The sequence below is a fragment of the Brevundimonas sp. genome (genome assembly GCF_044239655.1).
GTDB lineage: Bacteria > Pseudomonadota > Alphaproteobacteria > Caulobacterales > Caulobacteraceae > Brevundimonas.
Genome location: NZ_JBIIAY010000116.1, coordinates 1 through 9,760 on the forward strand (window position 1 = coordinate 1; position 9,760 = coordinate 9,760).

The 9,760-nt window shown below is 68.8% G+C and carries 9 protein-coding genes; 5 read left to right on the plus strand and 4 right to left on the minus strand.

Annotation, left to right across the window (positions count from 1 at the left end; genetic code table 11):
- The coding region (locus ACILQR_RS13515) for a hypothetical protein (protein WP_395651919.1) at window positions 1-276 on the plus strand (276 nt) is incomplete at its 5' end.
- Between the two features lie 75 nt (window positions 277-351).
- Here the strand turns inward: ACILQR_RS13515 and ACILQR_RS13520 are convergent.
- A complete protein-coding gene (locus ACILQR_RS13520) occupies window positions 352-1,152 on the minus strand; it encodes a response regulator (protein WP_395651920.1) in 801 nt (266 codons plus the stop codon).
- Window positions 1,153-1,384: 232 nt separating this feature from the next.
- Between ACILQR_RS13520 and ACILQR_RS13525 the strand changes: the two genes are divergently transcribed.
- The 4 genes from ACILQR_RS13525 to ACILQR_RS13540 all read left to right on the plus strand — a co-directional run bounded on the left by ACILQR_RS13525 (window position 1,385) and on the right by ACILQR_RS13540 (window position 4,197).
- Window positions 1,385-1,594, plus strand: coding sequence for a NepR family anti-sigma factor (locus ACILQR_RS13525; RefSeq protein WP_395651921.1), 210 nt, complete (start codon window positions 1,385-1,387; stop codon window positions 1,592-1,594).
- Window positions 1,591-2,211, plus strand: coding sequence for a sigma-70 family RNA polymerase sigma factor (locus ACILQR_RS13530; RefSeq protein WP_395651922.1), 621 nt, complete (start codon window positions 1,591-1,593; stop codon window positions 2,209-2,211). Before ACILQR_RS13525 ends, ACILQR_RS13530 begins: the two co-directional genes overlap by 4 nt.
- Window positions 2,212-2,312: 101 nt before the next feature.
- Window positions 2,313-4,004: a sensor histidine kinase gene (locus tag ACILQR_RS13535; protein WP_395651923.1), complete on the plus strand. Its 1,692-nt coding sequence runs from the start codon at window positions 2,313-2,315 to the stop codon at window positions 4,002-4,004.
- Window positions 4,005-4,056: 52 nt separating this feature from the next.
- Window positions 4,057-4,197, plus strand: a complete 141-nt coding sequence (locus ACILQR_RS13540) for an entericidin EcnA/B family protein (protein ID WP_271145502.1) — start codon at window positions 4,057-4,059, stop codon at window positions 4,195-4,197.
- Between the two features lie 6 nt (window positions 4,198-4,203).
- Here the strand turns inward: ACILQR_RS13540 and ACILQR_RS13545 are convergent, their stop codons facing one another.
- From ACILQR_RS13545 to putA, 3 genes are all read right to left on the minus strand, one after another.
- Window positions 4,204-5,400: an FAD-dependent oxidoreductase gene (locus tag ACILQR_RS13545; protein ID WP_395651924.1), complete on the minus strand. Its 1,197-nt coding sequence runs from the start codon at window positions 5,398-5,400 to the stop codon at window positions 4,204-4,206.
- 13 nt (window positions 5,401-5,413) lie between these two features.
- Window positions 5,414-6,097, minus strand: a complete 684-nt coding sequence (locus ACILQR_RS13550; protein ID WP_395651925.1) for a DUF4893 domain-containing protein — start codon at window positions 6,095-6,097, stop codon at window positions 5,414-5,416.
- A 454-nt stretch (window positions 6,098-6,551) separates the two neighbouring features.
- Window positions 6,552-9,677, minus strand: a complete 3,126-nt coding sequence (putA, locus tag ACILQR_RS13555) for a bifunctional proline dehydrogenase/L-glutamate gamma-semialdehyde dehydrogenase PutA (RefSeq protein WP_395651926.1) — start codon at window positions 9,675-9,677, stop codon at window positions 6,552-6,554.
- Window positions 9,678-9,760: the final 83 nt, after the last annotated feature.

Consider the following 9,760-nt stretch of genomic DNA (forward strand, 5'->3'; position numbering starts at 1 on the left):
CGGGGTGCCCGGCCGGGGGGGCGTATTCTGCTGATCCTGATCGTCTCGGCCGGGGCGGCGGCCGTACTGTTGCTGGGCATGTGGTTCCTGTCCAACGGTGGCTTTGCCAGCCAGAACCCGAACAACGGCCAGCAGGCGGTGGATGCCCAGGCGTTCAGCGACGACGCCACCATCCCGTCCGCCGCCGATGCGCCGACGAGCGCGACCGGCCAGGCCGTGCCGGTCGGGACGGGCGACGCGCCCAACGTCAACGCCCCGACCCAGCCCTCGAACTGAGGTCGGCTGAAGGCCAGCAAAAAGCCCCGGTCGCGTGAGCGGCCGGGGCTTTTCGTATCGGGCGTTCGCCTGGGGTCAGGCGGCTTCCTTCTGGCGCGAGGGGTGGAAGAACAGCGCCTGGGAGATGGCGGCCTTCACGGTCTCGGGCTGGAACGGCTTGGTGATCAGGAAGGTCGGCTCGGGGCGTTCGCCGGTCAGCAGACGCTCGGGGAAGGCAGTGATGAAGATCACCGGCACATCGAACCGCTTCAGGATGTCCTTGACCGCATCGATGCCCGACGAGCCGTCGGCCAGCTGGATATCGGCCAGGACCAGGCCCGGACGGTGGCGGGCGACGGCGTCGACGGCCTCGTCATGGGTCGTCGCCGTGGCGGTGACATTGTGCCCCAGTTCCTTGACCAGGCTTTCGATGTCGGCCGAGATGATGGCCTCGTCCTCGATGATCAGGACGTCGGTGGCCAGTTCGGCGTCGATCTCGGCCTGGGCCGAACCGATCAGCCGCTCGACGTCATGAACGTCGGCCGACAGGATCTGGGCGGCTTCGGACGGGGTGAACCCTTCCAGCGCGGTCAGCAGGAAGGCCTGACGCGAGCGGGGCGCGATGCGCATCAGGCGGCCCGAGGCGTCGTCGCCGCTGCGGCTTTCGATACCGCTGGCGTCTTCCAGCTGGGCACCGGTCGAGGACCAGATGGCGTGGAACACCTGATACAGGGCGACGCGTGGCGTCATGTCGGGCGACAGCTGGCGCTCACCGGCGGCCAGCGCCTCCAGGGCGACACGGACGTAATTGTCGCCCGTCGCCTGATCGCCGGTCAGGGCGCGGGCGTAGCGGCGGACATAGGGCAGGTGCGGCGCAAGTCTGGCCAGTAGGCTCATATCGTAGAATTCCCCGACATATCAGTCATGCACGACCGGGAACCCGATCGTGCGATGGGCGTCAAACGTATCACAACCGCCACGGTTCCATGGCCGAGCGCCAACCTTGGCTATAAAATGCGCATCTGTCAGGAACTCTGTCCAGCGGCCGACGTTGGGAGGTCCACAAGAAGTCGGCGACACAACGTCGGCGGTCTTTCGAATGCGTGCAACGGGTGGCGGCGACTTGTCCATGATCGATAATTCAGACTCTTCACGGCGCAAGCCCTCCCCACTCAGCGGCGAAGCCGGGCTGGAGGAGGCACGGCTGCGACAGCAGGCCATCGGCGTGAAACTGCGTCACCTGTTCGACGAAGTGGTCAATGAGCCGGTGCCCGACGAGTTTCTGGCCATCCTGCGCAGTGCCGACGAGAAGGCCGCCGGTGACAAGGACGGCGAATGAGCACGGCCGTTCCCAAGCCCCCCGCCCCGCCCAAGCCCCCATCCGCCGATGATGCCGGATTCAAGCGCGAGCTGGTGACGCTGATCCCGCATCTGCGCGCCTTCGCCCGGACCCTGACCGGCGATCCGACCGCGGCCGACGACCTGGCGCAGGACGCCATGATGAAGGCCTGGGATGCCCGGGCCAGCTATCAGATGGGCACGAACATGAAGGCCTGGACCTTCATGATCCTGCGCAACCAGTTCTATTCGGAGAAGCGCCGGTCGTGGCGCCAGTCCCAGCTGGATCAGGAAGCGGCCGAACGGACGCTGGTGGCCGTGGACGATCCCGAGGCCCCGGTCGCGCTGGACGAGCTGCGCATGGCCCTGAACACCCTGCCCGAGGAACAGCGCGAAGCCCTGATCCTGGTCGGTGCCGGCGGCTTTGCCTATGAAGAGGCGGCCGAGATCTGTCAGTGCGCGGTGGGCACGGTCAAGAGCCGGGTCAGCCGGGCCAGGAAGGCCTTGCTGGCGACGCTGGAACGCGGCGGATATGCCCGCGACGGCCGCGCGGCGGGTGACGCCATGCGTTCCATCCTGGCCGATGCGGACCGTCTGAGCGGCGTCAGGCAAGGCTGAGCGTGGGCAGGCTGACCCGGTCGTGGGGGCGCGGCCTGGGTCGTGGTCTCAGGCCCCAATCGACACGTTTTCAGGGCATTCGCTTTCGGCTGGGCTTTGCCATGGCCCTGGCATTGTTGCCGATCGTCCTGCTGGGCGTAGTCCAGACCCAGGCCGATTTCCGTCGCCAAGACGCCGACCGTCGCGCCGACCTGCAACTGGCCGCCGGCCGGACGGCCGCCACGACGCGAGCCCGGCTGGAGAGCGCCTTCGTCCTTCTGGAGGCGCTCAGTCCTGAATCGCTCGGTCCCGACTGTACGCCGCGACTGACTGCCCTGGTCGATCGGCTGGACGGCTATGAAGCCCTGTACCGGGTCTCGGCGACGGGCGAGCCGATCTGTGGTTCCCGGCCGTTTGCGCCCACGACCACGGCCGAGACCGTGCGCGCCCGCGTCTGGTTCCAGCGCGCGCGCGCCGGGGAGGATACGGTCGTTGTCCGCTCCATCCGCGCCAATGGAGAAGAGCCGGCCCTGATTGCGGCCGTCCGGGTCGAGCGGCCCATGGGGCGGTTCGACGGGGTCATGACGGCGCTGCTGCCTTTGCACAGCCTCCAGCCCGACATCACCGATCCGGCCCTGCCCAAGGGTGCGCAGGCAGCGCTGACCGACGCCGACGGCAATCTGCTGATTGCGACGGACCCGGAGGCGTTCGCTCTGAAGGGCGACGAGCCGCTGGCGGGTTGGGTCGAGCGGGCACGCACAAGTGGATCAGGCCTGTTCGAGGCCGATGACGTGCGAGGCCAGCACCGGGTCTATGCGGGCGCGGCCCTGGCGGGGCGCGATGTCTATGTGCTGCTGTCCGCACCGGCACCGGGCCTGTTGTCCTGGGCGCGGCTGAATCCGATCGGGTCGCTGCTGCTGCCGCTGGGGGCCTGGCTGACGGCGTTCGCCGCCGTCATGCTGGTGTCCGAGCGGATCGTGGTGCGGTGGCTCGACTATCTGGAGCGGATCGCCGCCATCTATGCGCGGGGTCGGTTCTCGGTGCGCCCGGTGCAGGCCGCCCACGCCCCGTCGGAAATCCGGCTGTTGGCCCAGACGCTCGACGAACTGGCCGAGAACATCACCAGCCGCGACGCCATGCTGAACGAGAGCCTGGGCGAGAAGGACGCGCTGATGCGCGAGATCCATCACCGGGTGAAGAACAATCTGCAGATCATCTCGTCGCTGCTGTCGATGCAGCAAAGGGCCCTGACCGACGGTCCGGCCAAGGCGGCGCTGGGGGATACGCGCCAGCGGATTTCGGCGCTCGCCCTGATCTATCGGACCCTCTACCAGTCGGACAACATCCGCCACGCCGATGCGCGCGAGTTCCTGACCGAACTGGTCGGACAGCTGGTCGCCTCGGACGCCGGGCGCGGTCCGGTGGTGTCGAGTTCGATCGAGGCCGACAGTCTGGTCGTCGATCCCGACAAGCTGGCACCCCTGGCCCTGTGGCTGGTCGAGGCGGTCACCAACGCGCAGAAGCACGCCTTTGCGGGTCGCGGCGGCGACCTTCAGGTCCGCTTCAAGGTCGATGGCGCGACCAGCGTGCTCGAGGTTCAGGACGACGGACCGGGCCCGGACGAGGAGGCCGTCAAGGGCGGGGTGGGTCGCACCCTCATGGGGGCCTTCGCCAAACAGCTGAGGGGCGAGGCCGAGACCCTGCGCGCGCCGAACGGCGGCACCATCGCCCGGATGACCTTCGCCACGCCCGAAGCGGTCACCCCGACCGATCCCGGCGATGTGGTCGGAACGGAGCGTCGCGCGCGGCGTTGATCCGCCAGATGCGACGGGCTCCTCTTCGTCGCCAGTTCCGAGAGTATTCGCCATGCGCAAGCTGTTCGTCCTGTTCGCCGCCGCGGCCGCCCTGACCACCGCCGCCTGCAACACAGTCGCTGGAGTGGGCGAGGACACCACCGCAGCCGGTCAGGCCGTGACTGGTGCCGCCAACGAAGCCAAGGGCAACTAGGCCGGGCTAAGCCTTAAGGCGCGGATCGAGCAGCAGGCCCGACACCGTCGCGGCGAGCAGTCGCGGCGCAAACGGCATCCGCGCCGCCTTGCCCAGGATGTGATCGCGCACCCAGGGCAGCAGCCCTCCATCGGCCTGATAAAAGGGCGTGAAGCCCAGGCTCAGCGCCTGATACAGCCGGATGTGCCAGCGGCGCGTCCGGCTGTAGGCCGTCAGGGCCTCGTCAAGATCGGCATGACTGTCCAGCGCATCGCCGAGCGCCATGGCGTCGAGCAGACCCATGTTGACGCCCTGACCCAGTTGCGGACTGGTCGAATGGGCGGCGTCGCCGACGATGGCCAGACGGTCGGCGACTGGCCGCGCCAGTGTGTGATGGCCGTAGCGGGCCAACGTCAGCATGTCCGGGTCGGTGATCTCGTCCAGGATCGGCGCGACCTCGGGCCAGAGCGACAGCACCTCCGCCTTCCAGACATCGAGACCGGCACCGAGCCAGGCGTCGTGGTCGGCGTGTTTCAGGCTCCAGAAAAAGGTCGCCAGCCGGTCGGGCGCATGGGGTCGGGCACCACAGGGCAGGACGCCGATCATCTTGGAGGCCCCGCGATAGACCTGTTGCAGGGCCCCCTCGTCGAAGGGCGCGCCGGGCCAGGCGACCGTGCCCCACAGGGCACCCCAGGCCAGGTCCATGCGGCGGGCACCGTGGGCCTGTGCGATCGGAGACCGGGCCCCGGAGGCATCGACGATCAGGTCGAAGGTCGGGCCTGTGCGACCGGCGGTGTCGGTCAGACGACCGGCGGACGCAGACGCGACCTGATATCCCGTCTGGAAATCCACGCCCTCGGCGACACAAGCTTGGTGCAGCACATGGAAGATGGCCGAGCGGTGCACCCCCAGCGCGGGGCGGGGGGCCCGGAGGTCGTCGAGACGCACGTCCAGCACGACCCGGCCGCGCCGCGCCTCGCGCCCGATGACATGGATCAGGGGCTGGCCCAGGGCCTCGACCTGTGCGGTCAGGCCCAGCCGGTCAAGGACATGCAGGCCGGTGGGCTGGAGCATGAAGCCGGCCCCGACCGGCTTTGCCTGATCGAACCGTTCGTGGACCACGACCTGACGACCCTGCCGCGCCAGGATCAGGGCGGTGGCGAGACCGGTGGGACCGGCCCCGACGATGGCGACCGACCGAGGGCCTGATCCGGGCGGGCTCACGAGGCCAGTCTCATCAGGCCGGGATCAGCTCGATCAGGTCGAGGTTGGACTCGTTTTCGGGCCAGGGGATGACCAGCCGCCAGCGCGCCGGGCCGATCCGCTCCAGCACCGCGACCAGATCGCGTTCCGGCCGCTGACCATAGGAGTTGGCGGCGGGCTCCGACGCCAGGGACATGGAGCCCAGCATGACCATATGGCCGCCGTCCTCGGGGAACAGCAGGCCCGACGGGCGCTGGGAGCCGGTGACCTTTGTGAATTTCAGCCCGCGCGGCGTCTGGTCGATGCGGCAGGCGAACCAGCCGTAGACGACATAGCCGAGGCCCTCCGGCCCGCCTTGCGACCCCAGCTTGACCGTCCGGCAGCGATAGTCGCCGGGCGACAGGGCGGGCCCGCGCAGGGCGGCGCGGGGGTCGATCAGGGTGCCGACCTCGGCCAGATCGCCCGATCCGGGCTGACGCCGCGCCTGATCCAGCGCCAGGCTCCAGGCCGCGTCACGACGCTGGTACCGGTCCCGGTCGGCCGAGGTGATGATGGCGCGCCAGTCCAGCTGGGTCGTGCCCGGTCCGCCGGGCGGCGGGGGAGGGGGCGGAGCCGGATAGGCCGGCGACATCGGTGGCGGAGGCGGTGGTGGCGGCGCGCTCGCGCACCCGGCCAGCACCAGCGAGAGACCTAGACCGGCCAGAACGGCGAGACGCATGGGACTGGCTCCGAACCGCAGGGGAAGCGTTGCCGTCTTTAGCGCGTGGTCGCCCTCCTCCGTCAAGCGGGGGAGGGCGATTCGTCGTCACCCCTCAAAGGTGGTCCCCAGAGTGCTCCAGAGATAGACGACGGTAGGACCGGTACCAGGTTCATCACCAAGGGCACGAAGGGTCCACGAAGAACACGAAGGCACCGAGTGATGGAGATAGGCAACTCGCCTTCCCGCAACGACGCGATATGGGGAACGACGCAGAGCGTCGATCGCAACGCCAGGCGGCGCAGCCACCGCTAACCTGGCCCTGCATTCGACCCAAAACGCTCCGCATACTCGGTCTCTTGGTGTTCTTCGTGGACCCAGGGTGACCCCCGCCCACCCTTCGTGCCCTTGGTGATGAACCTTCTTCGTCAGAACGCGCGGTCTGTTGGACAACCCTGTCCTAACGAACCGGTTGTTACAGGTTCAGCAAGGCCGGATCGCCGCCCTGGGCGGAGATGTTGTTGCTGATGGCTTTTTCCGAGGCGTAGCGGATCAGGCTGTTGGGGCCGCCGGCCTTGGGGCCGGTGCCGGACAGGCCTTCGCCACCGAAGGGTTGCACGCCGACCACGGCGCCGGTGACGCCCCGGTTGATGTAGACGTTGCCGGCGGGGACGAGGCGGGTGACTTCTTCGGCGAAGGCCTCGATGCGGGAGTGGACGCCGAGCGTCAGGCCGTAACCGCGCGCGGCCAGCTTGCCGGCGACTGTTTGCAACTCCTTCGGATGATAGCGGACGACGTGGAGGATGGGGCCGAAGACCTCGCGTTCCAGGTAGTCGGCGGTCGGGACCTCGGCGATCGTCGGGGCGAAGACGTGGCCTTTCGCGTCCGGATGGACCGTGGCGCGGGCGATGATCTTCGCGTCGCCTTCGAGGCGTTTCAGGTGGGCCTCGAGCAGGCCCTTGGCGTCGGCGTCGATGACCGGGCCGATGTCCGTGGCCGGATCGGCGGGGTCGCCGACGACCTGGACCGCCAGGGCACCCTTGAGGCCCTCGATCAGGCTGTCGGCGGCATCGTGCGGGACATAGAGCAGGCGCAGGGCCGAGCATCGCTGGCCGGCTGAGCCGAAGGTGGAGTTGATGACGTCGTCGATCACCTGTTCGCGCAGGGCGGTGGTGTCCACGAACATCCCGTTCAGCCCACCGGTCTCGGCGATGAAGGGCAGAATCGCACCCGGCCGCTCGGCCAGGGAGCGGTTGATAGCCCGGGCCGTGTCAGTGCCGCCGGTGAAGGCCACGCCGTCGACCAGCGGATGCGAGACCAGGGCCGCCCCGACCGTCTCGCCGCGACCGGGCAACAGGGCCAGCAGGTCAGGGGCCAGACCCGCCTTGTGGAACAGGCGCACGGCCTCGGCGGCGATCAGGGGCGTCTGTTCGGCCGGCTTGGCCAGGACCGCATTGCCGGCGGCGAGGGCGGCGGCGATCTGGCCGGTGAAGATGGCCAGGGGGAAGTTCCACGGGCTGATGCAGGCGAAGACGCCGCGCCCGTGCAGGACCAAGCGGTTCACCTCTCCGACCGGGCCGTTGAGCGTCTGGGGGCCGCCGAAATCGCGTTCGGCCAGCAGGGCGTAGTAGCGGCAGAAGTCGGCCGCCTCGCGCACCTCGGCGACACCGTCGTTCAGGGTCTTGCCGGCCTCGCGGGACAGCAGGGCGACCAGGCGATCCAGGTCGGCCTCCAGCGCGTCGGCCATGGCGCGAAGGACGGGGGCTCGTTTCGATCCGCCCATGCGGTCCCACGGACCTTGCGCGCGCGCGGCGGCGTCGGCGGCGGCGTCGATGTCACCCTGCGTGGCTTCCGAGACATGCCCCAGGACGGTCATGCCGTCGTAAGGATTGACCACATCGGTCGGGTTCGTCCCGGCGCGCAGGCCCCCGCCGATGATGGGGCCCGATGTCAGCTTCTCGGCATCGACCTTTTCCAGCGCCAGGCGGTGGCGCTCGCGGTCCGAGCCTTGCGAATAGTCCCGGCCGAGCGAGTTCTGGCGGTCCATGTACATGTCCTTGGGCGTGGGGATCTTGGCGTGGCGATCGGGGTGCTGTTCGACAGCGGAAACGGGGTCGGCGGCGACGGCCGAGGCCGGCACCCGCTCATCCAGCAGGGCGTGGACGAAGGAGGAGTTGGCCCCGTTTTCGAGCAGGCGCCGCACCAGATAGGGCAGCAGGTCCTCATGCCCGCCAACGGGGGCATAGGCGCGCACGGTCATGGGGCCGAAGGTCTCGCGCGCGGCGTCGTACAGAGCCTCACCCATGCCGTGCAGGCGCTGGAACTCGATCTTGACCGACCGGTCTCGCGCCATCCGATGCACGGCGGCCAGCGAATGGGCGTTGTGGGTGGCGAACTGGGAATACAGATGCGGTGCCGCGTCGATCATGGCGCGAGAGCAGATCAGATAGTTGAGGTCGGTCGCCGCCTTGGTCGTGAAGACCGGATAGTCGGTCCGGCCCATGACCTGGGCCCGCTTGATCTCGGTGTCCCAATAGGCGCCCTTGACCAGCCGGACCATCAGCCGCCGCCCGGAGGTCCGGGCCAGGTCGGCGACGCGTTCGATGACCTCGGGGCCCCGCTTCTGATAGGCCTGCACCGCCAGCCCGAGGCCGGTCCAGTTACCGAGGTCGGCTTCATGCGCCAGCCTGTCCAGCAGCTTCAGCGACAGGGCGAGGCGGTCGGCCTCCTCGGCGTCCATGGTGAAGTTGATGTCATAGGACGCCGCGATCTTCGCCAGCCGATGGATGCGCGGATAGAGCTCGTCCCAGACGCGGCCTTCGTGCGTGGCCTCATAGCGCGGCGACAGGGCCGACAGCTTGACCGAGACGCCGTGCCCGGCCTCGGGGCCCTGGCCCTTGGCCGTCTTGCCGACGGCGGTGATGGCGTCGGCGTAGATCCGCTCATAGCGTTCGGCGTCGGCGGTGGTGCGGGCCCCTTCGCCCAGCATGTCGAAACTGCACAGCCAGCCCTCGCGGTTCGACCGTTTCAGGGCCGCCTCGATGGTGCGTCCGACCACAAACTGCTCGCCCATGATGCGCACGGCGGCGGCCACGGCCTGGCGGATCACCGGCTCGCCCAGACGGCCGGCCACGCGGGTCAGAAAGCCGGGCAGGTCGGTCTTGGCCTGTTCGTCGGCGTCGACCAGCTTGCCCGTCAGCATCAGGCCCCAGGTCGAGGCGTTGACGAAAAGACTATCGGACTGACCCAGATGGCTGGCCCAGTCGGCCGAGCCGATCTTCTCGGCGATCAGCCGGTCGCGCGTGTCCTCGTCGGGCGTCCGCAGCAGGGCTTCGGCCAGGCACATCAGGGCCAGGCCTTCGCGGGTGCCGAGGCTGAATTCCTGCAGGAAGCTCTCGACGACGCCCTGTTTCTTCTGGCTGGCGCGCGCGTGTTCGACCAGGGCCGTCGCCTCGTCCACCACGGCCTGACGGCCGGCAGCGTCGAAGGGGATGCGGGTCAGATTGGCCCGGACCGCCTGGGTTTCGTCGGCGAACTTGGCGTGATCCAGCGTGTCCCAGTCTTGAGACAGGGCGACGGCGGGGGCGACATGTGGGTTCATCGCGGCTCTCTACTCCTTTCGACGCGGCTCGGGAAAGGGCTGCGATCCGTCTCGCCATCGTCGCACGGACCCGCTAAAGCTTG